The organism is Acinetobacter sp. YH12064 (genome assembly GCF_013419735.1).
GTDB classification, from domain to species: Bacteria; Pseudomonadota; Gammaproteobacteria; order Pseudomonadales; family Moraxellaceae; genus Acinetobacter; species Acinetobacter amyesii.
This window is the reverse complement of the sequence record NZ_VOZP01000003.1, coordinates 87180-111417: the sequence shown is the minus strand read 5'-3', so window position 1 is coordinate 111417 and position 24238 is coordinate 87180. Positions and strand designations below refer to the sequence as shown.

At 41.5% G+C, this 24238-nt stretch carries 26 protein-coding genes; 9 read left to right on the top strand and 17 right to left on the bottom strand.

Translation table 11 applies throughout. The features are described 5' to 3' along the window. Positions 1 to 27: 27 nt before the first annotated feature. From FTU13_RS03865 to FTU13_RS03845, 5 genes are all read right to left on the bottom strand, one after another. Positions 28 to 597, bottom strand: a complete 570-nt coding sequence (locus tag FTU13_RS03865) for a hypothetical protein (RefSeq protein WP_180126884.1) — start codon at positions 595 to 597, stop codon at positions 28 to 30. A 15-nt stretch (positions 598 to 612) separates the two neighbouring features. Continuing rightward, complete coding sequence (gene yccS, locus FTU13_RS03860) at positions 613 to 2763, bottom strand: YccS family putative transporter (RefSeq protein ID WP_373423859.1); 2151 nt, start codon at positions 2761 to 2763, stop codon at positions 613 to 615. A 124-nt stretch (positions 2764 to 2887) separates the two neighbouring features. Next, positions 2888 to 3436, bottom strand: coding sequence for a superoxide dismutase family protein (sodC, locus tag FTU13_RS03855; protein ID WP_078192494.1), 549 nt, complete (start codon positions 3434 to 3436; stop codon positions 2888 to 2890). Between the two features lie 116 nt (positions 3437 to 3552). Further along, on the bottom strand, positions 3553 to 4674 hold the full coding sequence (locus FTU13_RS03850) for an AI-2E family transporter (protein ID WP_180127027.1): 1122 nt from the start codon (positions 4672 to 4674) through the stop codon (positions 3553 to 3555). Positions 4675 to 4824: 150 nt separating this feature from the next. After that, on the bottom strand, positions 4825 to 5469 hold the full coding sequence (locus tag FTU13_RS03845) for a ParA family protein (protein ID WP_078192493.1): 645 nt from the start codon (positions 5467 to 5469) through the stop codon (positions 4825 to 4827). Between the two features lie 132 nt (positions 5470 to 5601). Between FTU13_RS03845 and FTU13_RS03840 the strand changes: the two genes are divergently transcribed. Both FTU13_RS03840 and FTU13_RS03835 read left to right on the top strand, forming a co-directional pair. Continuing rightward, a complete protein-coding gene (locus FTU13_RS03840) occupies positions 5602 to 6072 on the top strand; it encodes a Holliday junction resolvase-like protein (RefSeq protein ID WP_078192492.1) in 471 nt (156 codons plus the stop codon). A gap of 55 nt (positions 6073 to 6127) precedes the next feature. Continuing rightward, on the top strand, positions 6128 to 6721 hold the full coding sequence (locus FTU13_RS03835) for a hypothetical protein (RefSeq protein WP_180126882.1): 594 nt from the start codon (positions 6128 to 6130) through the stop codon (positions 6719 to 6721). 47 nt (positions 6722 to 6768) lie between these two features. Here the strand turns inward: FTU13_RS03835 and FTU13_RS03830 are convergent, their stop codons facing one another. Then, positions 6769 to 7395, bottom strand: a complete 627-nt coding sequence (locus FTU13_RS03830) for a class I SAM-dependent methyltransferase (RefSeq protein WP_180126880.1) — start codon at positions 7393 to 7395, stop codon at positions 6769 to 6771. A 283-nt stretch (positions 7396 to 7678) separates the two neighbouring features. On the opposite strand from FTU13_RS03830, the gene FTU13_RS03825 reads away from it, so the two are divergent. Beyond that, positions 7679 to 8239, top strand: coding sequence for a hypothetical protein (locus tag FTU13_RS03825; RefSeq protein WP_078189325.1), 561 nt, complete (start codon positions 7679 to 7681; stop codon positions 8237 to 8239). Between the two features lie 72 nt (positions 8240 to 8311). After that, positions 8312 to 8740 (top strand): protease inhibitor I42 family protein, encoded by a 429-nt coding sequence (locus FTU13_RS03820; RefSeq protein ID WP_257226714.1) that lies wholly within the window; start codon positions 8312 to 8314, stop codon positions 8738 to 8740. An 89-nt stretch (positions 8741 to 8829) separates the two neighbouring features. On the opposite strand, the gene FTU13_RS03815 is transcribed toward FTU13_RS03820, so the two are convergent. Then, entirely contained in the window at positions 8830 to 9162 is a 333-nt protein-coding gene (locus tag FTU13_RS03815; protein WP_180126878.1) for a HopJ type III effector protein, read from the bottom strand. A gap of 169 nt (positions 9163 to 9331) precedes the next feature. Between FTU13_RS03815 and crcB the strand changes: the two genes are divergently transcribed. Further along, entirely contained in the window at positions 9332 to 9715 is a 384-nt protein-coding gene (gene crcB / locus FTU13_RS03810; protein WP_180126876.1) for a fluoride efflux transporter CrcB, read from the top strand. Positions 9716 to 9835: 120 nt separating this feature from the next. Here the strand turns inward: crcB and FTU13_RS03805 are convergent, their stop codons facing one another. Both FTU13_RS03805 and FTU13_RS03800 read right to left on the bottom strand, forming a co-directional pair. Further along, complete coding sequence (locus FTU13_RS03805) at positions 9836 to 10090, bottom strand: type B 50S ribosomal protein L31 (RefSeq protein ID WP_078189321.1); 255 nt, start codon at positions 10088 to 10090, stop codon at positions 9836 to 9838. A 104-nt stretch (positions 10091 to 10194) separates the two neighbouring features. Beyond that, a complete protein-coding gene (locus tag FTU13_RS03800) occupies positions 10195 to 11493 on the bottom strand; it encodes an AarF/ABC1/UbiB kinase family protein (RefSeq protein WP_180126874.1) in 1299 nt (432 codons plus the stop codon). Positions 11494 to 11694: 201 nt separating this feature from the next. Between FTU13_RS03800 and FTU13_RS03795 the strand changes: the two genes are divergently transcribed. Then, a complete protein-coding gene (locus tag FTU13_RS03795) occupies positions 11695 to 11907 on the top strand; it encodes a DUF1737 domain-containing protein (protein WP_180126872.1) in 213 nt (70 codons plus the stop codon). Positions 11908 to 12269: 362 nt separating this feature from the next. Here FTU13_RS03795 and FTU13_RS03790 read toward each other — a convergent pair whose 3' ends face one another. The 3 genes from FTU13_RS03790 to FTU13_RS03780 all read right to left on the bottom strand — a co-directional run bounded on the left by FTU13_RS03790 (position 12270) and on the right by FTU13_RS03780 (position 14678). Then, on the bottom strand, positions 12270 to 12695 hold the full coding sequence (locus FTU13_RS03790) for a hypothetical protein (RefSeq protein WP_180112988.1): 426 nt from the start codon (positions 12693 to 12695) through the stop codon (positions 12270 to 12272). Positions 12696 to 12819: 124 nt separating this feature from the next. Continuing rightward, on the bottom strand, positions 12820 to 14178 hold the full coding sequence (locus FTU13_RS03785; protein WP_373423861.1) for an MATE family efflux transporter: 1359 nt from the start codon (positions 14176 to 14178) through the stop codon (positions 12820 to 12822). A gap of 41 nt (positions 14179 to 14219) precedes the next feature. Next, on the bottom strand, positions 14220 to 14678 hold the full coding sequence (locus FTU13_RS03780; RefSeq protein ID WP_180003411.1) for a DMT family transporter: 459 nt from the start codon (positions 14676 to 14678) through the stop codon (positions 14220 to 14222). Between the two features lie 125 nt (positions 14679 to 14803). Here FTU13_RS03780 and hemW point away from each other — a divergent pair, with 125 nt between their 5' ends. Both hemW and FTU13_RS03770 read left to right on the top strand, forming a co-directional pair. Then, positions 14804 to 15958 (top strand): radical SAM family heme chaperone HemW, encoded by a 1155-nt coding sequence (gene hemW, locus FTU13_RS03775; RefSeq protein WP_180126870.1) that lies wholly within the window; start codon positions 14804 to 14806, stop codon positions 15956 to 15958. Between the two features lie 133 nt (positions 15959 to 16091). Continuing rightward, a complete protein-coding gene (locus FTU13_RS03770) occupies positions 16092 to 16499 on the top strand; it encodes a hypothetical protein (protein ID WP_078192483.1) in 408 nt (135 codons plus the stop codon). Positions 16500 to 16541: 42 nt separating this feature from the next. On the opposite strand, the gene FTU13_RS03765 is transcribed toward FTU13_RS03770, so the two are convergent. Together FTU13_RS03765 and FTU13_RS03760 are read right to left on the bottom strand one after the other, a co-directional pair. After that, positions 16542 to 16877, bottom strand: coding sequence for a hypothetical protein (locus FTU13_RS03765; protein ID WP_180126868.1), 336 nt, complete (start codon positions 16875 to 16877; stop codon positions 16542 to 16544). Between the two features lie 310 nt (positions 16878 to 17187). Next, entirely contained in the window at positions 17188 to 19011 is a 1824-nt protein-coding gene (locus tag FTU13_RS03760; RefSeq protein WP_180126866.1) for an acyl-CoA dehydrogenase C-terminal domain-containing protein, read from the bottom strand. A 230-nt stretch (positions 19012 to 19241) separates the two neighbouring features. Here FTU13_RS03760 and FTU13_RS03755 point away from each other — a divergent pair, with 230 nt between their 5' ends. After that, positions 19242 to 21752, top strand: a complete 2511-nt coding sequence (locus FTU13_RS03755; protein WP_180126864.1) for a hypothetical protein — start codon at positions 19242 to 19244, stop codon at positions 21750 to 21752. A gap of 85 nt (positions 21753 to 21837) precedes the next feature. Here the strand turns inward: FTU13_RS03755 and aroE are convergent, their stop codons facing one another. The 3 genes from aroE to hemF form a co-directional block, all read right to left on the bottom strand. Continuing rightward, positions 21838 to 22626, bottom strand: a complete 789-nt coding sequence (gene aroE / locus FTU13_RS03750) for a shikimate dehydrogenase (RefSeq protein WP_180126862.1) — start codon at positions 22624 to 22626, stop codon at positions 21838 to 21840. A gap of 102 nt (positions 22627 to 22728) precedes the next feature. Beyond that, the gene (locus FTU13_RS03745) at positions 22729 to 22950 is read right to left on the bottom strand and encodes a hypothetical protein (protein WP_078189308.1); all 222 of its coding nucleotides are present in this window, start codon (positions 22948 to 22950) and stop codon (positions 22729 to 22731) included. Positions 22951 to 23181: 231 nt separating this feature from the next. Further along, on the bottom strand, positions 23182 to 24123 hold the full coding sequence (gene hemF / locus FTU13_RS03740) for an oxygen-dependent coproporphyrinogen oxidase (RefSeq protein WP_180126861.1): 942 nt from the start codon (positions 24121 to 24123) through the stop codon (positions 23182 to 23184). Positions 24124 to 24238 lie beyond the last annotated feature (115 nt).

Below are 24238 nucleotides of genomic sequence, written 5' to 3'. Positions count from 1 at the left end.
AAGTTAATTCTGAGTTATCTGCTCGGATTAACCTTCTAGATCCGTTAAGGCATCTTCAATCGAACCTTGATCAAATTCATAGTTACAGCCGAATAAAATCATTGGGCTTTTTCCGGTCATTTCAGACAGGCTCAGTTTGTGATTGATGGCATGCAGATCATCCGTTTCAGCTTCCGTACGTAGGATTTTTTCACCACGGAAAAATGGCATATCGGCAAACATCGGATGCTGTTCAATACCATATTTTTGGGCAAGTTTTTTCACATCGGCTTGGCGATAGATCGCGAATACGGCATTGGAAGACAGGCCAATTTCTTGGGTCGGCATGCCAAAAAATTCAACAGGCTGCTTATTTTTATAGATATAAATAAACGGTTGATGTGGGTCATCATGGCGTTTCCAGCCCAATTGCCCCAGAGCCTTTTCATAATCGAGCAAAGTGTCATGATAAGTATCATAATCGGCCTGACATTCCAAAATACGCTTCAAATCTTGTGCTGTCGGTGCTGCAAAAACAGAAGACGCAGCTAAACATGAGGTCGCCACAATCGTAGGTAATATGAGGCGTCTAAAACCTAAACTAAGCATTTTCATCATGAGTCTCAAATGATTCTATTTTATTTCTGCCTGAATCAGCTGTGTTCGAAGCTGAATCAGTTCGGCTAATGTTTCTAATAATAAACTGATCTGCTTGAGCACCAGTTGTAGGTGATTAGACCGCATTTCTTCAGTGCTGAGTGTTTTAATTTCAAAGAGTTTTTGCTGAATTTTCTCAGGGTTAAGCGGTTTTTGCTGAATTAAGACTTCGTCTAAGGTGCTTTGACACCATTTCAGCAGTTCAAGGACTTGTTGGTCTTGTACCTGTTCACGGTGGCTCCCCAATGCCGAAATATAACTGAGCTGACTATGGCTATAGACCAAATAGCGAAAAGCATGTTGAATCAAAGTTTGGTCGGGTTCAGGCTCGGTACTTAAACTTGAAATCATGCTCGACAACTCAGTTTGAGCATTATGGGCTGAACGACGGGCACGTCGATAATCAATGCTATTGGTTTTCCCATGGAGATATTGCTCAACTACGGCATCAAAATAATGCAAGGTCGCAGCAGAGCTTTTTTGAATGGTCTTGGAAATATTGCGAAAGTCCCAATCTGGCCAGATGACATTCACTGCGAACCATGCAATAAAACAGCCGAGTAGGGTATCAACGATACGCGGTAAAATAACTGCATAACCAGCGCCTTTTAAATTAAAAATCAGCAAGACCATTAAGGTTGCCATGAGGGTCGCCATGGCATATTTTTTGGCACTCAGATAGAAAAAGCACACGCCAAAAATAATCGTCAGTAGTAATTGACCTTCGACACTAGGCACAAAATACAAAATAGGAATGCCAATTAAGACCCCTAATATAGTTCCCAAAGTCCGCATTTTTAAACGACTTTTGGTCGCAAAATAACGCATCTGACAGACAAATAAACTGGTCAATAATATCCAGTAGCCATTTTTGGCAAAGGGCAGTAGCGAAATGGCGTAGCCCATCGCAAAGACAAAAGCGATGCGAACGGCATGGCGAAATAAGGCAGATTCGGGACTCAAATGCTGTTTCAGTTTAAGCCATAAATCATGCCATCCATGAATATCGTCATCGAGTAAATTGAGGTTGTCGATATGCTGCTGATAGGCCTGTTGCTGTGAATGATCTAAATCCTGAACATGCGAAAAGCGTTCTTGTACACTGTCCAAATTACTCAAGATCAGCTGTAGGTTTTTCACTTCTATATTTTGCGGATTATTCGCCATCCACTCCTGCAAAGAGGCATGCAAATGTGCCAGTGCTTGTGCGGTAATGGGATCAGGCTGATAGGGCTGTCGATGCAAAATACAGTAGGCCAACTGTTGGCAAGCCTGCGCTTGTAATCGAATATTTTTTTGAAAACGGAAAATTAAATCGGTACGGCTAAAATTCTGATGAATTTGTTCGTAGTGTAAATAATTCGCACTAGCCTGTTCGTGAATATCTTGTGCCAAGAAATATAAATTCAGCCAGTAGATGGTGTTTTTATTGGCTCTTGAAGCTTTTAAACGGGTGAGTAAAGAAGCTTTAGTCGTGTTTAAACTTGGGATGACATCACTGTTTTTGAGTGATAATTCATACAGTAAGTGTTCCACATTGTCGACATTATCTGGGTCAAATAAGCGTGCTTTTGCATTGAGTACTTCGGCGATTTGTAAAAAACAACGCGAGAGATTGTCCTGTACGGGTAGGGTGGGTTTAATCAGGTAAAAGAGAATTGAGGTCAAGCCATACCATAAGGCCCCTAGAACAAAGCATAAGGGTTGAAAATACCAATCTTGATATTCTCCTAAACCGAACATGGTATAGATAGAGAGCAAGATTGTACCGAAGGAAATGACGGCATAGCGTTGCCCCAAAGCCCCCAATAAAATAAATCCTGCACTGGACAGTGAAAGATATAAGATAAACAGCAGCTTATAGGGATAGAGAAAATCTAAAATACTACTGACACTAAAGAAGAGTACGCAGACATAGAGCAAATTACGCAGTCGGATGCTGAGTCGGTCATCAAAGTCCGTGAGCGCGGTAGCAATCGCACCTAAGGTGACGGGCACAATAAAACTATGAAAACCGAGAAAATATAATCCGAGCGTGGTGCCACTCAAAACAATACAAATTTGCAGGCAATACATAATGATTGCACTGGATTGAAACTGTTGAAACCAAGAGAGTCGCGTGTTCACAGAGTTATGAAGTATTCGAATGATTTTGTAAATTAGACTGAGCTTTTTTCTGTGAACTGTCAATTTTTATTCAATAGAAAAGCGGACTTAAAGTCCGCTTGTTCAAATCTATATGCAAGGTCGATTATTGAATCACACCACAGGCAATACGGTCACCGCCACCGCCTAGAGGTTTAGGGTCGTCAGAGTAATTATCACCACCGGCATGGACCATGATGGCTAAGCCTTGTACATCCGCCAATTTCAAACGCGGTGCAATTAAATTCACTTTTGCTGTGCCATCGGTTTGAACTTGAAGGATCGGTAAGTCACCCAAGTGACCTGTTAGCGGTGTACCGTGGTGAGGTGCAGCTTTAGGGTTAAAGTGACCACCTGCAGCAAGAGCAGCACCCGCTTTTCCATCTTTTTCAGCTGGGGCACAAGAGCCTTTTTCATGAATATGGAAACCGTGTGGACCCGGAGGAAGCTGGGTTAAATTGGTATGAATAACCAAGCCAGCAGGGCTATCAACCAAGTTAATTTGACCGATGCTTTGACCAATACCTTGAGCAGTCACGGCATTGACCGTCACGGTTTTTGCATTCAGACCTGTTGAAGTCGAGGTACTCGCACAGCCTGTAAACATCAGGGCACTGACCGCAGCAAGCGCACCGAATTTAAATAGTGAAGACATGTTTGGCATCCTGTCTGTTTTTATGGAGTTTCAACCATTGAAACAGATGCGGATACAGGATGACAGATAATTTAAGTATTTGATTGTAATATTTGTTTAATGAATTCAAGCCTGAATTAAGGTTGTTCAGGCTTATCATCTATATTGTCTAAGTTATGTGCCAACGTTGCTTTGGGCATCATGACGGCTTCAATTTGGGTTTCATGCAACCATTCACGCCAAATGGCTAACAATACTGCCAAAATCACTGGGCCGATAAATAAACCGACAAGACCGAAACTGGCGATCCCACCCAAAACACCAAACATGATTAATAAGAATGGAATCTGCGTTGCCCCTGAAATCACTAAAGGACGAATCACGTTATCGGCCGTACTCACGATACAAACACCCCAAGCCATGACGCCAATGGCTTCAATGGTTTGACCTTGTGAAAATAACCACAACGACACAGCGGTATATGAAATCGGTGGGCCAAACGGAATCAGTGCCAACATGAAGGTAATGATTGTTAATAACATTGGGTTAGGCACATCGGCAACAAAATAGCTGAGACCGGCAAGTAAAGCTTGGGCAATGGCGGTGAGACCGATGCCGTACACTACGGCACGTGTAGTATCCGAGATGGTGGCAAGATAATGATGAATACGTGGCCCGATCACCATTTCGAGGGCTTTACTGACCTGACTTAAAATAGTTTGACCATCACGATAGAAGAAAAATAAAGACATCACGGCAAAACACAGCTTAAAGATATTTTTACTGACTTCGCCGACCAGAACTTTACCGTAGTTCAAATGCCCCTGAATCCAAATTTGTACCGATTGAATAATACTGTTTGGATCATTGTTCAGTTCATGCAGGGTACGACTGACTTCTTTACCAATAAACGGTAGTTGGCGAATAAAATCAGGCACATTGACATGACCTGAGAAGACCTGCTTTTGTAATTCAAAATACAAGTTACGGCCTTCATGTTGTAGCAAGAAGATCGCAAAAATCACCGGCAGACCCACCACGAGCACCACCAGTAAGATCATCAGCGCCGCACTTAGATTTGCACGATTGCCACAAAAACGATGCACCGATTGATACAGCGGCCATGTCATATAGGCAATAATCGCTGCCCAAACAACAGGCACAATAAAGTATTTGAGTACGCTAAAGCTCAAAAAAATCAGGATAAAAAATAATCCGAACAATAAGACTTTTTGTAATGTAGGTGCGAACGTTGGCAATGCGTGCTCTGATTTTTTCATCATGTTGTGTTCAATCTTAACCGAAAAAAAAGCTCCCGAAAACGAGAGCTTGTTAACTTATGGTGAATATCTTTCAGGCTAGATCCTTGCAAGATTGGCCTTTATATCAGCAAAATGTGGAATGATGGGTTAAAACCACTCGGCTTCGTCTTCAATAATGGCATTGAGCACAGGTTGCCATTGTTGCTGCATGCCGAGGTACAATTTTTGCGTTTTATCAAAAACCGAAAGACCTTGCATGGCAAGTTGACCATAAGCGGTACGTTCAGAAATCCAAGCAACGGGCTGTTGTTCAACTTTATTGAAAAAATCTTGAATTTCTTTGGAATGAGCAGAATTGGGTTTGACACGATTGGCCAACAATAGGATTTGGACTTTACCTTTACGAATCCGCTTAATTTCTTGCAAATGCTTTAAAAAACGACGGGTCGAGTCGATGTCGAAGAAAGATGGTTGTAGCGGGGTAATGATGGCATGAGCTTCACTCACCAACTGATCTGCATGTTCACCCGATAACGCACCCGGTGCATCGATAATTAGATATTCAATCCCTTTCGGCACATCACCAATTGATTTTTCATGACGCCAATCTAGGCTCTGAATTGGGGCTGCAGTCTCTGGGCGCTGTTTGAGCCATTGACGTGCAGACTTTTGATTGTCAGCATCTGCCAAGGCCACTTTATAACCTTTTTGCGCAAGTGCAGAGGCTAAACTGATTGCTGTGATGGTTTTGCCACAACCACCTTTTTGATTGGCAATTAATATCGTTTTCATCGACCTAAATAGATTTTATTCTGCTCATCCCTAGCATATCATTGTTTAATGCGGGGAATATGACAAAGAACCAAAGTCTAAGTTTTTTCTATAGGTTTCGCTGTAATATATTAAAAAGATTAGGAATTTTAAATGTCTGTCTGGATGGCCATGCTCATTGGCGCGTGTATTGGGATTGTACTGACCACCTTAATTTTAAGTGGCAGTCGCAATGGAAGGATAAAGGCAGAATATGAGCAATATATTGCAGAACTAGAATTGGAACATCAGCAGGCATTGGCCCACGCACAAAAACGCAGTGTAAATACTAGTCGTGCTGTTTTAAAAGGCAAAATGGCCGAACAAATGGCGCCGATCATGCCCGAATTTCAATATTTACCTAGCGATGCAAAGTTTCTCGGTGACCCGATCGATTATGTGGTTTTTGATGGCTATACCGACTTTCGTGATGGTGATGGACTCGCTGAAGACATCGAAGTGGTGCTGATTGATATTAAAAGTGGTGGCGCACGTTTGACCAAAGGGCAACAAGCGATTGCTCAAGCCATTGCCGAAGGGCGAGTGCGTTTTGAAACCATTCGAATTGATTTTGAGCATATTTAAGCTCGCGTGATTCAGGCTCAGAACCGTCGAAAAGTAATAAGGACAGAATATCCACATGGAAAAACTCTTAGCGACTGCAGCCGTTTTTGCGCTCATGCTGTGGATATGGTCTGAATATTTTCGTGCCATTCCACATTTAGAGCAAACTGGTGTGCTGAAAAATTTTCAGGTCACACCGACTCAGGCATTTGCCGGTGAATATTTGCTGTTGGATAAACGCTACTACAGTGCGAGTAGTCGTACATTACATCCGGTCGCACCGACCGTGGTGGGTGGCTTTCAAGACTTGGCGTATGTCAGCAATATTGATTTGCTACTGGGTTCAGGCGCAAATGATTTCCAGTCTTTAAAATATCATCTTGAATGGTCGCAGCAGAACCGCTGTTTTAACGTACAAGCGAAAGACGTGCCGTCGACACAAGTTGAACAGCTCAAGTCTGAATTGCAAAATGTCAGTGTGATTGCTCAATCCGAAGACGTTGCAAATCGTATTCGTCGTTTAAAATCAGGGGATCGTGTGGAGATTTTGGGTGCATGGGTGGATGTACATTCCATCAAAACAGGCAAGTCGTATAACACCTATAATGTGTTGAATAAAAAGCCCTGTCATATCCTAAAAATTAATGCCATTCGATTAATCAAAGACTAGGTATTTTTATCTAGATTTGATTGTGCTTAAACATGGCCTTGGACGCTTTAACTCAACTTCCGTGCGCGGGCGAGCAACATGCGCTGACCAATTTTTGGAATGCCTTCAGCATCAAAATACTGCGTTTCAAAACATTCAAACTGGGCATCTTCAAGCAACTTTTGCATATTACGATCCAGATGACAGCCATCCGCGACTTTCTTTTGAATGGGCGTGAGTAAATGCTGTAACTGCTTAATTTTTCGATTTTCATTGTGTTGTACATGCTCAACCAAATGAAATGTCCCTGTTGGTTTAAGGACACGGTAGATTTCTTCAAGCGCAGTTTCAATATCGGCAATGCTGCATAAGGTCCATGTACTCACGATATGATCTAGACTTTCATCTGCAAAGGGTAATTTTTCAGCACCAGCTAAAATATGCTGTACCTCAAAAGGTGCTGCATGTACACGTTCAGCAGCTAAATGAAAAATATCGGGATTGGGCTCAAGGGCAAAAACCGTATCGACATTTTGATAAAACGCTAAATTCAAACCTGTACCAAAGCCAATTTCGAGCACCTCACCAGATACGGCTAACAGGAGTTCACGTCGTTTATCCATCAAGCTTGGTACTTGCATGACTTGATTTAAAAGATGCGGAAAAATGTGTTGTTGATAAAATTTATAAATCATAGCGGGCATTATTGTTGGCTTTTTTTAAAGTGTAAATCATGTCGTGGAGCATGAATATGGGCCAATTGACTGAATAACAGCATTTTGTTACCAAGTTCATAAGGTTTATGCAGACTGTGTGCGTAATATAGAGTTACAACTAGTGAAAACGACATTCATCAGGCTCAACCTACGCGATTTTAAGCTCATGTTCAGGTTGGGGCATTATGAATAGATGAAGTCGGCTCAATTGCAGAATTAAAATTGAGTAATGTGAAGTATTACAGGGTAAGAGGATAACGCGATGATCAAGCGAATTGCATTAAGTACTGTGCTTGCAGGCTTTTTATTGAATGTCGGTGTCCAAGCGTCTTCAGATTATAATATTGCCAAAGGCTTAGCACCTGCTGCCAAAGGCCAGTCGATTTCTACCTTGAAAGAATTTAAAGGTGATTTCCGAATTTTAGGTTCTAAAACCTATCAAACAGATGAACAAGCAAAATTTTCTCCGATCGATTATGCGGTCAGTTGGGGCTTATTTGCAGAGCCAGAAATTGCTCGTACGATTTCAGTCAATCAATATGACCGTTTCTTAAATTGGAAAATGGATCGTGTTCCTGTACCGCAAAAGCAAGCCATGATGATGGTGTCGAATATGCACATCATTCCTGCAAACCCGCAAATTGCTAAACAAATTACTCAAGTAAAACGTGGCGATCTTGTGCGTTTAAAAGGGGATTTGGTTGAGGTGAAAGACAAAGATTTGGTTTGGACTTCATCTTTGACCCCAACAGATACGGGTGATGGGGCTTGTGAAGTTTTTCGTGTAAGTTCGATTCAGTGGATTGAAAAAGTCAAAGGCTAAACTTCGATTACATCGAGATCGTATTGAAATCGGTGTGCATTAGATTCAAGGTAAAATAATTTGATGATGAAAATGACGATAAAGAAACAGCTTATTTTGAGTCTAATGTTGGCGAGTGGTTTGGCGCTTGGTGGATGTACCAGTATGAGTTCAACTGTAGATGGGAAAACCCATGTATTTACTGAACAGCAAAGTTGTCCGACCTTGCTTGAGATGGATCGTGGACAAACTTTAGAAGTACTGTTAAACGAAAATCCAAGTACCGGATATGTATGGTCTTTGGCTGAGCAACCGAAACTTTTTAAAGTTGAAGAAGTGTTTCAGTCAGCTCAACAACAACAAGCTGCTGCGGATACTACACCAGTACTAGGCGCAGGCGGTCAAAAAACTTATCGTTTTACTGCAACAACTGCAGGTGAAGAATTACTACATTTGAAGCATGCACGGGCTTGGGAAAAAACCGCGATGGCTGAATGGACTTGCAGAGTTCGAGTATCTTGATTTGAACCGATGATGAACGATAGAAAAAGCCAGTATTTATACTGGCTTTTTTATTGCAGACGAACAGATTTAGAACGTCCACCTAAGCATTATTTCGCGCTGAGCGCTTGACCGTCAAATTGAATACCTTCCCAACCATTTTGCATAAATTGGCGAATGTTTTGGTGGTCAGTTGCGTCTGGTGTCGCCAAAACAGCAGCATAATGTTCAGCAAAAAGACTTAAGGTTTCAGCTTGGTTTAGACCATTCAATTGGGCAAAAGAAAATACTTTGGCACTGCCTTGGTTTTCAGTCGCTGCATTGGCTTGTTTGCCATTGGTAAAAGCAGTTGGTGTGTGGTTATAACGCGCTTCAATAAATGCAATCACATCTGAAAATTTCGCAGTCGCTGCTTGGAGTTGATCTAATAATTCCTGAGCCATAATGTCCTCTTTCAATAAAAAAATACCGCAAAGTGTTGCAGACTATAGCAAGCTTTGGCCCAAACATTTAACACTATTTGCGTAAATTAAATGCGTGTATATTGAAGGGCGACCTTAGGCAGTCTGTTGCCTAAATTGTAGATACCAATGATGTTGAAGTAGGACAACTATGAACTGGCTTTTGGTCGCATGTGGCGGCGCAATTGGGGCAACACTTCGCTATGCAGCAGGACTGTTATTGGCCAAGCCAACCGTGCTCTTTCCGTGGGCAACATGGTGGGTGAATATTTTAGGTTGCTTTTGTGCAGGTGTGTTTTTTGCATTTAGCCAAAAATATCCCGTTCTACAAAATGAAGCACGCTTATTGCTTATGGTCGGGATCTTAGGTGGCTTTACCACATTTTCGAGTTTCGGCTTAGAAACCTTTCAACTACTTAGACAAGGGCAAAGTGGGCTGGCATTTAGTTATGCCATTTCCAGTGTGGTGATTGGTGTCATCGTATTGGGGCTGGGATATTACTTATTTCATTCGATTTTAAAAATAGATGTTTAAAACAACGCTTGAAAACCACAAAATTTCAGACATAAAAAAAGAAGCTCAGGCTGGAGGAGGGGAACCCTGAACTTCTTTAATGTTTTAATTTTAAAAGAAAAAACTTAATCTAAACTGAACTTATTGTGAGCGTTTGAAACGCGCAAAGCGTTTATTAAAGTTCGCAATACGTCCTTCGTTATTCACTTGACGTTGTTCACCTGTATAAAAAGGATGTGATGCACTTGAAATATCGAGTGTCACATATGGATAGGTCTTGCCTTCAAACTCTTTGGTTTGATTGGTACTTAAAGTACTGCCAATCACAAAAAAGGCATTGGCATTGGTGTCATGAAAGAGTACTTCACGGTATTCGGGATGGATGTTGGCACGCATTCTTCTGTTCCTTAAATTTATTGATTAAGGGAATGTTATAACATAACAATATGAAATGCAAATATTGCCCGAAATTCATCAGGCAATCAGCGCGTCATGTTTCCTTAAGCGCTAGGTGGGACCAATTCATCAAAGAGATCATTGAGATTGTCATTCACTTTCAAATGAATCAAATTCCAATAATGTCCTGAAACAGTCCGGTTCACCATCAGGGTGTCTGGCGACGGTTTAAACACATCCCAGTATTTAAGAGATGGCTTAATTAATTCTACCCCGTCATGGTGCGCTGAATTTTCAGCAAAGTCGTATTGTGTGGTCAGCGGACGCATCAGTACTTCAAGCCATTGCTCATACAACTCTGTAGGGAATTTACCGAGTTCATTGAGGGAATGTAGGGCATCGAGTTGCTGTTCCATCAGTGGAATATCGTGCTTGCGTGCAGCATTGATCAATTGCTTAAAGTGCGACACGATTTCAGGAGATAGGGTTTTCACACCGCCGTAGTCATATACGATGACTGAACCATCTTCACGAAAGGCGAAGTTGCCCGGATGCGGGTCACAGTGGAAACGTTTAAGGAAGAAAATTTCACGGCCTATGGCACGGAATAAGCGTCTTCCCAAGGCATTTCGGATTTCTTGTGACCATGTGCTGGCAGTTTCTATACTGTCACCAAGCTCTAGACTTAAAGTCAAAATATGACGTGAAGAATAATCTTTATAGACCTGTGGAATAATGATTTTGTCATCCAGCGCACTATGAAACGCACGCGCCACATCTAAGTTTTGTGCTTCAATTTCATAGTTCAGTTCGTTGTCTAAACTGTCCTGAATTTCACGAAATAGCTTGTCTTGTAACTTCCGATCAATTTTCAATACGCCCATCAAACGAAGTGCAAGCCGAACTTGTTTTAAGTCACTTTCACAGGCTTCTTCGACACCCGGATATTGCACTTTCACCACCACCTGCTGACCATTAGGTAACACGGCTTTATGCACCTGCCCAATGGATGCAGCGGCAAAAGGTTGTTCTTCAAAACTTTTAAAAATCTGCGCGAGGGGCTTGCCGAGTTCTTGTTCTACTTGGGCCTTAATTTCAGCAAAAGGCATGGCTGGCGCTTGGCGTTGTAATTTACTAATGGCTTTTGCGACTTCAGGTGGAAAAATGTCTTTGTACTGCGAGGCAATTTGTCCGACTTTCATCACCGCACCTTTCATTTCACCCAAAGTGTCTGCAATTTGCAGACCGATGTCCTGAAAAAGTTTACTGCGAGATGCATTTTTCTGTTCTTCATCGGCAGTGATATTGCGGATGGAATTGGAAACGGTTTTAGTAGCAATGCTTGCCGTCATACTGGCAAGTTTCATAAAGCGACGACCCGGTGTGCTAGCCGTTTTTGCCATGTGATGTTCCTCAAGATCATCATTTATTATCTATTACCGATCATAGGCGACAAAACACAAACTGCCTACTTTAAATTGTTAAGACTTTATTTCCATTGATAAAATGATGGGCAAAAATGTAAATACTGAAAATAATTCAGGCAAATTTAAGCCACGCGCTGAATGGTTTAAAATATCGCGTCGCTAGAAGAGAACTGAACGATGAAAGTGTATCGCTATTTAACCGGTAAAGATGATGTCAATTTCTGTGCCCGTGTGACCAAAGCTTTAAATGAAGGCTATGAATTGTATGGATCACCGACCATGAGTTTTAATGGGACAGATGTGATTGTCGGGCAGGCGATCGTGAAAGACGTAGAGAACGACAGCCAAGTGCCACAAGGTTTAAAAAATGCCATCGAGGCGCTTAATTAGTTGGTTTTGGTACTTTGCTTGCTTCACTGATGTTATGTCTGTAAAAGTATTTACGCATTTAAAAAAAAGGTTTTCAATTCTATTCGGTAGAGTCTTTCATCCAGGGATTGAATAAAGGGATTAGCCTTCAACTGGAGGTACTCTTACGAAACGTTGTTTCTCATTCGGCAAAATGAGAAGCGTGCTTCGCAAGGAAACCATCTTGCGGTGCAATGCACCTCACCGACAAAACTCGTTCGCTAGCGTCTAATTATTTAAAGTATTGCAAAAACACTTTTGATTAGAACTAGTCCTGTCTCAAACAATTGCAGATGAATTTTTCGTGTATCGTTCTTTTTTTGAATCAAATTGAGCAACTGATGTCACTCCGTAACATCAGTTGCTTCAGTTTTTTCCAGTTCTAAATGTGGACTGAGATATTTACTGCATTGGTTATGGTGTAAATTTTCATTCAAGGTGATAAGGTTTTGCGTCACGATAAAATCCTGATCATCCGCAGAGGCAAACTTTTGATTGGCCTTGATGAAGTCCTGATAGGTATACGCCATACCAGACTGCTGACAACTTAATTTTAAACGTGCGGTATATGAGTCTGCTTGTTGTTCATGATAAAAGCGAAAGGCTGTCCAAAGTGCTTGATTGATGTAATCAAATTCGGGTTGTGATTGGACTTTGATGGGTGCGTGATATAAAGGAAATTCATGTCGGTTGATCGTTTGTTCAGCTTGTAGTGACATGGAAAAGCCTAAGCTCAGACAGAGACTGATCGAGCGAAATACATGGGACATGTTTATTTTCCTCTTCTTCGTGCTTTTTATTTATGGCGTTGCTATGCAGCGTGTTAATTTGCATTAATCTTCTGCATAGCCTAGCCGTCTTTTTTAAGTAACTTTTTAGATGATTTTTAAGGGCTTATCCCGCTTGAGCTAAACGTTTATTCATCATAAATAAACGTGTAAGTAGCAGTATACATGCGACAGTCAGACCCACAATTAGGCCAATCCAAACGCCTGCAGCACCAGTCGTAGTGAAGCGTGCAAGATAGATCCCGACAGGGAAGGCAATGATCCAATACGCGATCATAGTGATCCACATCGGCCCTTTGGTGTCTTGCATGCCGCGTAAACACCCTGCGGCACTCACTTGCCATGCGTCCATCAACTGATAGGCAATCGCGAACAAGACCAAATATACTGCAAGCTGAGTCACATCATAGTCATTGGTATAGAGTGACACAATTTCATTACGTAAAAGCCAAAGCAGCAACATGGTAATCAGGGCAAATACCGTCCCTGTCAACATACCGACTTTCTGGACTTTTCGCATCGCTAGCCAGTTCTTTTCCCCATAATAGGTACCGACCCGAATGGTCAGCGCAATCGCCAGTGACATGGGAATCATAAACAATTGCGAGGTAATCGAAATGGCAACTTGATGCGCGGCAATGGTGACTTCGCCCAAGGGACTCAAAACAATAGCGGCTGTACTAAAAATACTGACTTCAAAGAAAATGGCTAAGCCAATGGGAAAGCCAAGTTTTAAGATACGTTTGATCCATTCACTGTTCATTTTTTCAAAAGCAGCGAAAGGTTGGGTTTTTTGATAGGCCGCTCCTTTGAAAACGTACATCGCCAAAGCAAAGAACATTAACCATTGCAAAATCGCGGTGGCAAAACCACATCCTGCAGAACCTAATTCAGGGACTGGGCCTAAACCATACATAAAAATAAAATTCAGTGGAATTAACACCAATAAGGCCAGCAGACTCAGCACAGTGACTGGACGCGGATGCCCCAATGCTTCTGAGTAACCACGTAAAGCTGCGTACATGGTGACAGCAGGCATACCTAAACTAATCGCATGTAGAAATAAACTGGCTTTGGGAAGCAAGGCCTCAGGTACACCAAGTACAGGAAGTAAAAGCGGCATTGCCTGTAAAACCAGTGCAGCGATAATGCCAAGAAACAACGCAACCCACAAAGACTGACGGGCGATGGTGGCAATTTTTTCAGGCGTCCGAGCACCATTGGCTTCGGCCACCAATGGGGTGGTGGCAATCATAATGCCGCTGAACAGCAGCATGACTGGTATCCATAAGCCGACCCCGACCGCAATGGCTGCAAGGTCATTGGCGGACATGTGTCCAGCCATGATGGTATCAATGAGACCAAATCCCGCTTGCGCAAACTGCGTGATCAATATCGGGATCATTAAATGAAACAGTTGTTTTAATTCATACTTGCTGCTTGTTACAGCCGTGACAGTAGACACAGAATGTACTCATTTCTTGTGAGGTGCTTAGGAATGAGGTCTTAGCGTTGGAAAGTGAGAAGCACACCAATAAAAATCACCACGCCACCCAATAAGCGTTGCCAGTTAATCGGGGTTTTTTCAGTGCCGAGCAAGCCAAAATGGTCAAATACCATCGACATTAAGATCTGTCCAAAAATAATCAGACCGGAGAGGGATAAAAAACCCAGTTTCGGTGCGGTATAAATACTGATACTGATGGCATAAACACCCAAACATCCCCCCAGCCATAAATACCAAGGGATTTGAGCAAAACTTGCAAAGTCCGGTTTTTCGGCCGATTGAAAAAACACCATAAAGGCGAGGACTATTGTACCAACCAAAAAAGAAAAAAGGGCAGCTTGCAGCGGTGAATATAAATATTCACGCAATTGGCTGTTGATCGCTGTTTGAATGGTCATGGCGATACCAACACCCATCGCGAGCGGCAGTAAGTACAATAAATGGCTGCTTATTTTCATCTTCTAATCATCTAATTCTTCTTTAATTTTATTAGTCTACTGTATTGTGGATGAGTTTTCATAAGCGCTCTGATGCAGTCATGTTAAAATGCGCTTACTTCTTTTGTTCCTTTTGAGCATTTTCCTTGGCTGAATTAAATCCTGCAGTTGTTCCGTTATCTTTATACATTCATATGCCGTGGTGTGTGCGCAAATGTCCATACTGTGACTTTAATTCGCATGCGGTGCCGAATGGTGAATTGTCTTTAGACTTAGAACAAGAATATTTACAGGCGTTGGTTGAAGACTTTAAAACGCAAGTCGATTTTGCTCAGGGTCGCCTGATTCATAGTGTATTTATTGGTGGGGGTACACCATCGCTCATTTCATCCAAAGGCTATCAATGGTTATTTGCTCAACTCAAAGCGTTAGTGCCATTTGAAGCGGACTGTGAAATTACCTTGGAAGCCAATCCGGGCACGGTTGAGCACGATCCTTTTGCCGGTTATTTAGATGCAGGGATTAATCGTCTATCTATCGGTGTGCAAAGTTTTAATACCGACCAACTGAAAAAATTGGGCCGGATTCATTCGAATGATGATGCGATTTCTGCCATTCAGCATGCAAAAGAGGCGGGTTTTGAACGCGTAAATGTCGACTTGATGCATGGCCTGCCTGAACAAACCATTGAGCAAGCACTGTTGGATTTAAAACTTGCTGTTGAAAATGGCGCAACGCATGTGTCGTGGTATCAGTTGACCATTGAACCTAATACGGTTTTCTTTCGCACAAAACCGATTTTACCTGTCGATGATGTGCTTGAAGATATTCAAGAACAGGGCGAAGCCTATTTAACAGCGCAAGGCTTTATTAATTATGAAGTATCGGCATGGCGTAAAGAAAAGCCGTCGGCACATAATTTAAATTATTGGCAGTTTGGCGATTATTTGGCGATTGGTGCAGGCGCACATGGCAAAGTGACCATGCCAGACGGGGTGTATCGTTTCCAAAAAACCCGTTTGCCCAAAGATTATTTAGCCAAAGTACCTGCTGAACATCTTCAGTTTAAGCGCATCGAAGCAGCCGACATGCCTTTTGAATTTATGATGAATGCACTTCGTTTAAATCATGGGGTGGAAGCCAAGCTATATAGCGAGCGTACAGGGGAAAGTTTAGAGCCGATTGCCGAGTTATTGAACTCATTACGTGAACGTAAATTGATGGTCAGTGATCCAACACTTTTGTCTTGTACCGAGCAGGGACATATCTTTTTAAATTCAGTATTGGAAGAATTCCTGTAATGAAAGCTATGTCAAACTTGTTTTAAAATTTGAGCGACAAGTAATTTTTCATATTTCGAATGTAATTTGCAGAATGTGTATGAAATTATTCAGTTGATAATTGAATTTACATGGCATAAAGGAACTTCAGAAAATGAAATATATTTTAACTGCGACGTTATTAACTATAGCTTTGGTGGGTTGCACCGATAAAAAAGCACCATCAGAACAAAATGTTGCAACAGAGGCAACGGCCACAACTGCACAAACAAACGATGTTGCAGTAGCTCAAGATGAGCAAGTGATTCACTTTACAGGGCCACAAGATCTAAGCCTTGAGTTAAAAACCAAAGATAATTTTGAAACCGCACAATTGACTGATAATTCTGATCGTGTGTATGAATTGAAACGAGCAGTTTCAGGAAGTGGTGTACGACTTGCCAACGACCAAGGTGTTTCAATTCACTTTAAGAACTTTAATGGTGTGAATGAAGGCACAGTTGAGTTGGTAAAAGATAAACCCATAGAGATTAAAGAATTTATTGCTGATAAAGCAAAGTAAATATTAAAAAAGACCGCATGAGCGGTCTTTTTTTAATTTAGCTTAACGATGTTTCGGTGGCATTGGCGGTAATTTATGCTGCGAAGCAGGTTTGTGTTGATTGCCTTTAAAAGCTACTGCCTTATGATTTTGTTTGGCAAATTTTGCATGAGCTTGTTGATGCTCTTTTTTCACTATTTGCGGCCCAGCAGGTTTGTGATGTGTTGCTTTAGGCGGTACAGGTTTTTTATCGAAGTATGGAGCAGGTGGTGGATTTTTATGATCGAATGCAGGCGCTGCCATTGCAGACATTGTCGCAGTTATTGCAATCAGACCAATCATCAATGAAGACATCAATTTTTCATGGTTACGCTCTCTATGAATCAATGAAGTCATCATAGGGGGAGGCTATGGAGAAGATATGAAGTTGTATGAGATACAAATGTAAAGCTAAAATTGTGAAGTTAAATTTACTTTAAGTATTTAATATTTATTAAATAAAATTATGTTTTAGCGATAAGGTGTTCTATTTTTGTTGTAAAATACAACAATATTTCTCCATATAAAGTTCACCTTTATACATTGTTGTTACCTCATGAAGAAATTAAGAATACTACTCGTAATTCCTATAGATCAAAATTAAAAGAGAAGACAATAAAAAGACCGCTGAAGCGGTCTTTTTATAGAGTCATTTAACTCGGTTTAAAGCTTAGTAGTCAAAGCTAAAGTGTTCAGGTGCCAAAGAAGTCATGGTCTTCGATGGGTTAACCATTGCTTCAGCGTGACCTTGTGAGCGTGGTAATAGACGTTCAAAGTAGAAGTCTGCCACTTTGATTTTTGCTTTATAGAACTCAGGAACTTCTGCACCATTGCCTTCTGCTAATTTTTCAGAAGCTACGGCAGCTTGTTGTGCCCAGAAATAAGCCATCATCACGTAGCCAGAGAACATTAAGAAATCGACAGAAGCAGAAGATACGATGTCACGGTCTTTACGTGCTGCAAGCATGATACGAACCGTTAATGCATTCCACTGTGCGCAAAGCTTCGTTAAGTCCCACGCGAAACGACGCATGTATTTGTTACGTGCATGTTGACCACAGAACTTCAAGATTTCTGCTGTGTAGTCACGAATCACTTTACCTTTAGAGGTCAACAGAACTTTACGACCAATCAAGTCTAGTGCTTGAACACCGGTTGTGCCTTCGTAGAGAGTAGAGATACGTGAGTCACGAACGATTTGTTCCATGCCCCATTCTTTAATATAACCATGACCACCGTATACTTGCATACCATGGTTTGCAGCTTCATAACCCATTTCGGTTAAGAAACCTTTGAGAATCGGTGTGTAGAAGCCTAAGTGGTCATCATGTGCTTCAAACGCTGCTGTATCACCGCGGGATAAAGCATCAGTCATTTTGTCCGCAATTTGAGCTGCATAGTAAATCATTGAACGGCCGCCTTCAGCAATCGCTTTTTGAGTTAAAAGCATACGACGTACGTCTGCATGGTGAATAATCGCATCGGCTACTTTTTCAGGATCTTTTTTACCTGAAAGTGCGCGCATAGACATACGTTCTTTCGCGTATGGAAGTGCGCCTTGGAATGCCAATTCAGCATGTGCAATACCTTGAATTGCTGTACCAATACGTGCAGTGTTCATGAAGGTGAACATTGCATGTAGGCCTTTGTGTTTTTCACCGATCAAGTAACCAATGGCATTGTCAAAGTTCAGCACAGCTGTTGCTGAAGCACGGATCCCCATTTTGTGTTCAATCGAACCACACGTTACAGGATTGCGTTCGCCCACAGTACCATCTGCATTCACAAGGAATTTTGGAACGATGAATAATGAAATGCCTTTTGTACCTGCAGGTGCATCTGGAAGACGTGCAAGAACGATATGTACGATGTTCTCTGTTAAATCATGCTCACCCGCAGAGATGAAGATTTTTGTACCAGAAATTGCATAGCTACCGTCAGCTTGAGGTTCCGCTTTGGTTTTTACCTGACCTAAGTCGGTACCGCATTGAGGTTCAGTTAAGCACATGGTGCCTGACCAAGTTCCAGCAACAAGGTTCGGTAAATATTGGTTTTTCTGTTCTTCTGAACCAAATTGTAGAATGGTGTTGATACAACCTACGCTGAGACCCGGATACATTTGGAATGACCAGTTTGCTGTACCCATCATTTCAGATTTGATGAGATTCAACGACTGTGGCAAGTTTTGTCCGCCAAATTCTTCAGGGAAAGACAGACCTTGCCAGCCACCCTGTACAAATTGGTCATAGGCTTCTTTAAACCCTTTTGGTGTTTTCACATCACCATTTTCAAAATGACAGCCTTCTTCATCACCCGTTTGGTTTAAAGGTGAAAGGATGTTTTCACAAAAATCCGCTGCACCTTCTAAAATCATGTCGACAGTATCTGCATCAGCAGCTTCACCATTAGACAAAGTTTTGTAGTGTGCTGGGTAATCGAGCACTTCATTCATTAAGAAACGAATATCGTGTAAAGGCGCTTTATATGCAGGCATAGTCTTAATCCTAATATCTAAATTTTTTTGGATTATCTGTATTGATGATTTGATTATTCATAATTTCATCCAAAAAACATTGATGAATACGCCCTTAAAAAATGTCAGAAAGGCGAATTGTAATATTTAACCAACATGTGAAAAGTAAACTTCTGATAGACTGGATGTTGATCTTTTGATCATTTTTTTCTTTTAATAAATCATAAAGAACTTAGGTCTTTCGTACAATTATGCGATTAAAATATATAACACTTTGTTTACTGGGTTTGAGCATTACTGGGTGTGCTCAACATGTCATAAAAACCAATTCAACGGAGCAGTCTCTCGGGCAACAAGCCACTCAAGGCTTAAACGCAATGTTTGAAAATGCCAGTTATGACATGAAAGGGCAATTTTCAATTCAGACCGATATTCAGTTCGATGAAAAAAAGCCTGAAACCAAGTCAAAACCTGCGATAAGCACACAGCCAGAGCTGGATCCTAAACTTAAAAAACAACTGGATCAGTTGATTAAAACCCAAAATATTCCATTTAGCCAAAAAGAAAAGAAACAGCTCTATCAAGCCATTGCCAATGAATCGATCCCACCATCAGCGCGTTATAGCGATGAAGAGGATGGCGTTTCTCCGCAATCTAAAATTACACAATCACTGCTGAATGTGTTGAATGATTTACAGTTTAGCTATAGCGGTTCAGTACATTTTAGAGAAAAACTTGCCGCCTTAACCTTACAACTGAGTTATCAAAAACCGACTTTGCAAGTCAATGCACAGTTGCCGATGATCATTGATTTTAACCAACATAAATTTTATACCAACTATTTTGCGTTCATGCCATTTATGGTAAATCGTGAAAGCCAAAGCAGCTTGGCTTATGTGGATTTTTCAAAACATAAAGACACGATTGCTCAGTACGATTTGAAAAAATTTGCTGACTATTTAAAACAAATGAATGCTTTGCCTTATGTCTTGGCAGAGCCGAATCAAGTGCAAAATATTGCTTTAACACGTGATGAAAAAAATGCAGGGCTGACTAAAAAAATCCGCTATGTGGGTGATCTTGATGCGCTATACACCCAGCTTGAACTTTTTGATTTTGTGAACGCCAACTATTACACCACGCAAATCAAAGGTCAGCGTAATAGTGACGCTGAGCAAGATGAATCTGTGGATGCAGCTGTGCATCTCAGTGCTTCCGAAGAGGCGATGGCTGCGGCTGAAGCGGCGGGAGGGACTGCAGTAGCGGCAGCAGTTGAGGATGAAGACTTTGATGAGGCTTATGCATCTGTAGAACGTGTGAATGAGCTGCTCAATGCGAAAATGCATGGCCTGATGTATCACCAACATGAAACGGAAGAAGAACAAACGTCTTCTGCCGCTGAATCTGCTGAATACGCGATCGATACTGCAAGTGCATATGCGGAGGCGACCGCGGGTGATGATGAAGAAGCCTATAGTTCGGATACTGAAGTAACCGAAGCTTATGCGGCTTCAGAAGAAGATGATGAAACAGCGAACTTATCTGAGGAAGTCTGTCAAGCCTTGGTGAACACCAAACAGGTGCCGATTGGTAAAGTCACACTGTGTCAGGATTATCAAGATGTTCGGGTGATACCGCTGCAAGAAGATGCTGTACCATCGGCCTCTGCTGCGGACGCATCCAATACAGATTCAGAGATTTCGGATGCTGTTGAGCAGTTAAAACCAGTATTCCAGCAATATCAAAGTGAACAATTTATCGATGTAAAACAATTCCAGCAATTATGGCAAAAGCATCAAGCTGAAATTGCACAGGTGCTGAATGCACAGGATAAATCATCTTCGAATGTGGTGATGGATGTAGGCTTAGATCACAAAGGCCGCGTCCAAGTAATGGACTATCAATTGGCCTTTAATGAGCCACGTTTAGGTCAATTAAAGCTGAAAAGTAGCAACCAAATTTTGAATTATGGCAATGCGACTAAAATTGATCGTCAAGCCATGAAACAGGCAAAATCCATTGAGGAAGTCAGTAAAGATTCACTCTTTGAAAATATGTTGAAAGGTCTGCTTGCACCAATCACGGGAAATGATCCTCTGCTTGTTGAAGCAGAAACTGCATCGGTCGATGATGTCCGTGCTGCAAATGAAGAAATCGAACTTCCTGAATATCTCAGTACTGTGGCATTGCAAAGTTATAAACGTCATCAATCTGAAGTGAAAGCCTATCAAGCGGCATTTGTCGTGGCATTTGCTAATTATCGCGCTCAGTATGTGCGTTATTACTCAGCCAATGATTTGAATGAAATTGCAGAAGTTTATGCATATCGATTTGTTGATGGCTTAAAAGAGCCAACAGGCAATGCGCTGAAACGTTTAAATCAATTACGTGATAAGCATGCTTTGCATCGCTATCAAGACTTTGATGACTTAGGTTCTTCAGTCAATCATTATGTGCAGTCGGGGATTGGTGAGTACAAAGCTCAGGTTGAGTGGAAACAATTGCAAAAAACTTATAAGACTGATCAGGCGATTTTTGCACATTTATATCAACAAAACTTTTTAGCCAGTTATGAACTGGAAGGAACTGAAAAAGCGCATTTGGTGAAAGCATCAAAAATCTATGCGCAAGCCTTCGCTGATGATATCAAAGGAAAATTATCAGAAGCGTCATTACAAGGCCTAACAGCAGAACACGAAGAGTTGTTCAGCCAATCGGCTTATTATGAGACCTATAAGGCCATTCAAAAACACAAGAACTAAGTTGGATAAAAAAAGAACCTCAATCGAGGTTCTTTTTTTAGGTGTTTCGACTGCTTTGAAAGTAAATTGAGCAAATCATTTTGAATTATAGAAAGTCTTTTAGATCAGGTTTGACGCCATTCCAAATGGAAAAAGATTCAATCGCTTGACCAACCAACATGCCAAAACCTTCTGAGGTTGGAACGTGGCGTGCTTTGGCTTGATCCAAAAATGTCGATGGTTTGCCATAGGCCATTTCATAGGCGTGGGTGAATTGTAAAGCTTCAGGCAAAATTAGCGGATCACCCGTTAAGCTTGCCGATGTGGCATTAATCACCAGATCAAATTGACCTGCTAAGTCAGTGAGGGCAATGGCTATAAGTTCGGCATTGGTGACAGCAGTTTTTAAGTCAGCGACCAATTGTTCAGCACGCGCTAAAGTCCGGTTGGCAATGACGATTTTTTTGGCCCCAGCTTGTACCAGTGGATAAATTACGCCACGTGTTGCACCGCCTGCACCTATAATTAAAATATCGGTCTGTTCTAAATTCCAATCTAAGGCATGAATGGCATTCACCAAGCCTTGACCATCAGTATTATCACCGTGTAATTGACCATCTTGCATCCATAATGTATTGACCGCACCTGCAATTTTGGCACGTTCAGTAAGGACGGTACATTGTGCATACGCTTGTTCTTTAAATGGAACAGTGACATTCATACCGATACCCCCTTCGGCAAAGAAGGATTCGACACTGTGCTGAAAACCATCGAGTGGCGCAAGTCGTTTGCTGTACTGAATGTCGAGGCCTGTTTTTTCAGCGAAGGCATGATGAAGTTCAGGTGAGCGTGATTGTTCAATCGGGTTGCCAATCACGGCAAATTGTTTGCTCATTGCACAGCGTCCATGTAGATGTGAAAGAGCAGACAATATACGCCAAATGTGATGATGGCTAAAGTTCGGGCAGTCTTAAAATCGTGAAATAAAGGAGGAAAATTAAGGATTACAAATATCTAAGACGCTTTGAATCAAGATGCTGGCAGCACTGATGACTAAACCAATCAAGGCAACCACCATGAAGCCAATAGCCAAATTGTCATTCAAAGACGTTTCGGAAAAAATATTAGTACTGATAGCGCTGATCAGCACAACAGCAAAGCTCCAAAACACCAAGGCAGTAAGACTGACTGCTTTTTTATTGAGTGTTTGATGTGTCATGTGCGTTGTACTCCGTACAAGAAAGTTACAGCCATGAGTTTATTGACACATTGTGCAATGACATAGCGTAAAGCTGTTTAAAAGATGTGTCATTGTTGAGCAATATGATTACAAAGTAAATGCTTAAAAAATTTATTTATGCATCAAGATATTACCTAGAAATATAAATACTTTAATTAAAAGGCAATGAAAAGCCCCTGATGGACAGAGGCAAATACATGTCTATCTATTTTATTTCAATATATTAAGCCAATCATGCGGTTTTAAATAAAAGTCGGTGAGCTTTTTCTCGGCAGAATTTTCTTCCCATTCAGGACGATACGACCAGCCCGCCAAAGGTGGCATACTTACTAAAATGGATTCAATACGCCCACCAGTTTGTAAACCAAATAAGGTGCCACGGTCATACACTAGGTTATATTCAACGTAACGACCACGACGGTAAAGTTGGAAGTCTCGTTGTGCTTCGGTATAGGCTTTGTCTTGGTTTCTTTGGAAGATCGGTAAAATTGCCTCTAAATAACCATTACCGACGGCCTGCATATATTTGAAACAGGTTTCAAAGTCCCATTGGTTGAGATCATCAAAGAATAAACCACCCACACCACGTTGTTCATCACGGTGTTTTAGATAGAAATAGTCATCACACCATTTTTTATGTTCTTCATAGAGCGTATCGCTAAATGGGGCACAAAGATCATGGGCAGTTTGATGCCAAGACAAGACATCTTCATCATTTGGATAAAATGGAGTGAGGTCAAAACCACCGCCAAACCACCAAATCGGATCTTGTCCTTCTTTTTCCGCGACAAATAAACGCACATTGGCATGTGAGGTTGGGACGTTGGGGTTTTTCGGGTGAATTACCAACGACACGCCCATGGCTTGTGCTTTTGCACCTGCAATAGCGGGATGGCGTTCAGTCGCAGAGGCGGGTAATTTTGAAATATTGATGTGTGAGAACATCACACCGCCTTTTTCAATCACCGTTCCATTTTGAAGAACACGTGAGCGACCACCACCACCTTCAGGGCGTTCCCAGTCATCGATCGCAAATTCGGCACTTCCGCCACCAGCACGTTCTTGCTGTTCCAATGCGGCACAAATCTGTGCCTGTAAATCGCGAAGGAATTCATCTACACGTTGTATATCGGCTGAAGTTGGATTCTGCATGGTGACCTTTATTAAAATAATTTAAAGATAAGTGTCATCAAAGCATAAATTAGGTGAAAACTTAAGGCATTTTTCCCGATACTCAGCATCGGCTCTTTACTTTAAACCTGGAAAT

Bases quoted from the DNA above. Each gene is read 5' to 3' on its own strand.
- FTU13_RS03865 (WP_180126884.1), bottom strand. From the start codon at position 597: ATGATGAAAATGCTTAGTTTAGGTTTTAGACGCCTCATATTACCTACG.
- sodC (WP_078192494.1), bottom strand. From the start codon at position 3,436: ATGTCTTCACTATTTAAATTCGGTGCGCTTGCTGCGGTCAGTGCCCTG.
- FTU13_RS03845 (WP_078192493.1), bottom strand. From the start codon at position 5,469: ATGAAAACGATATTAATTGCCAATCAAAAAGGTGGTTGTGGCAAAACC.
- FTU13_RS03840 (WP_078192492.1), top strand. From the start codon at position 5,602: ATGTCTGTCTGGATGGCCATGCTCATTGGCGCGTGTATTGGGATTGTA.
- FTU13_RS03835 (WP_180126882.1), top strand. From the start codon at position 6,128: ATGGAAAAACTCTTAGCGACTGCAGCCGTTTTTGCGCTCATGCTGTGG.
- FTU13_RS03830 (WP_180126880.1), bottom strand. From the start codon at position 7,395: ATGATTTATAAATTTTATCAACAACACATTTTTCCGCATCTTTTAAAT.
- FTU13_RS03825 (WP_078189325.1), top strand. From the start codon at position 7,679: ATGATCAAGCGAATTGCATTAAGTACTGTGCTTGCAGGCTTTTTATTG.
- FTU13_RS03820 (WP_257226714.1), top strand. From the start codon at position 8,312: ATGACGATAAAGAAACAGCTTATTTTGAGTCTAATGTTGGCGAGTGGT.
- FTU13_RS03815 (WP_180126878.1), bottom strand. From the start codon at position 9,162: ATGGCTCAGGAATTATTAGATCAACTCCAAGCAGCGACTGCGAAATTT.
- crcB (WP_180126876.1), top strand. From the start codon at position 9,332: ATGAACTGGCTTTTGGTCGCATGTGGCGGCGCAATTGGGGCAACACTT.
- FTU13_RS03805 (WP_078189321.1), bottom strand. From the start codon at position 10,090: ATGCGTGCCAACATCCATCCCGAATACCGTGAAGTACTCTTTCATGAC.
- FTU13_RS03800 (WP_180126874.1), bottom strand. From the start codon at position 11,493: ATGGCAAAAACGGCTAGCACACCGGGTCGTCGCTTTATGAAACTTGCC.
- FTU13_RS03795 (WP_180126872.1), top strand. From the start codon at position 11,695: ATGAAAGTGTATCGCTATTTAACCGGTAAAGATGATGTCAATTTCTGT.
- FTU13_RS03790 (WP_180112988.1), bottom strand. From the start codon at position 12,695: ATGTCCCATGTATTTCGCTCGATCAGTCTCTGTCTGAGCTTAGGCTTT.
- FTU13_RS03780 (WP_180003411.1), bottom strand. From the start codon at position 14,678: ATGAAAATAAGCAGCCATTTATTGTACTTACTGCCGCTCGCGATGGGT.
- FTU13_RS03770 (WP_078192483.1), top strand. From the start codon at position 16,092: ATGAAATATATTTTAACTGCGACGTTATTAACTATAGCTTTGGTGGGT.
- FTU13_RS03765 (WP_180126868.1), bottom strand. From the start codon at position 16,877: ATGATGACTTCATTGATTCATAGAGAGCGTAACCATGAAAAATTGATG.
- FTU13_RS03760 (WP_180126866.1), bottom strand. From the start codon at position 19,011: ATGCCTGCATATAAAGCGCCTTTACACGATATTCGTTTCTTAATGAAT.
- FTU13_RS03755 (WP_180126864.1), top strand. From the start codon at position 19,242: ATGCGATTAAAATATATAACACTTTGTTTACTGGGTTTGAGCATTACT.
- aroE (WP_180126862.1), bottom strand. From the start codon at position 22,626: ATGAGCAAACAATTTGCCGTGATTGGCAACCCGATTGAACAATCACGC.
- FTU13_RS03745 (WP_078189308.1), bottom strand. From the start codon at position 22,950: ATGACACATCAAACACTCAATAAAAAAGCAGTCAGTCTTACTGCCTTG.
- hemF (WP_180126861.1), bottom strand. From the start codon at position 24,123: ATGCAGAATCCAACTTCAGCCGATATACAACGTGTAGATGAATTCCTT.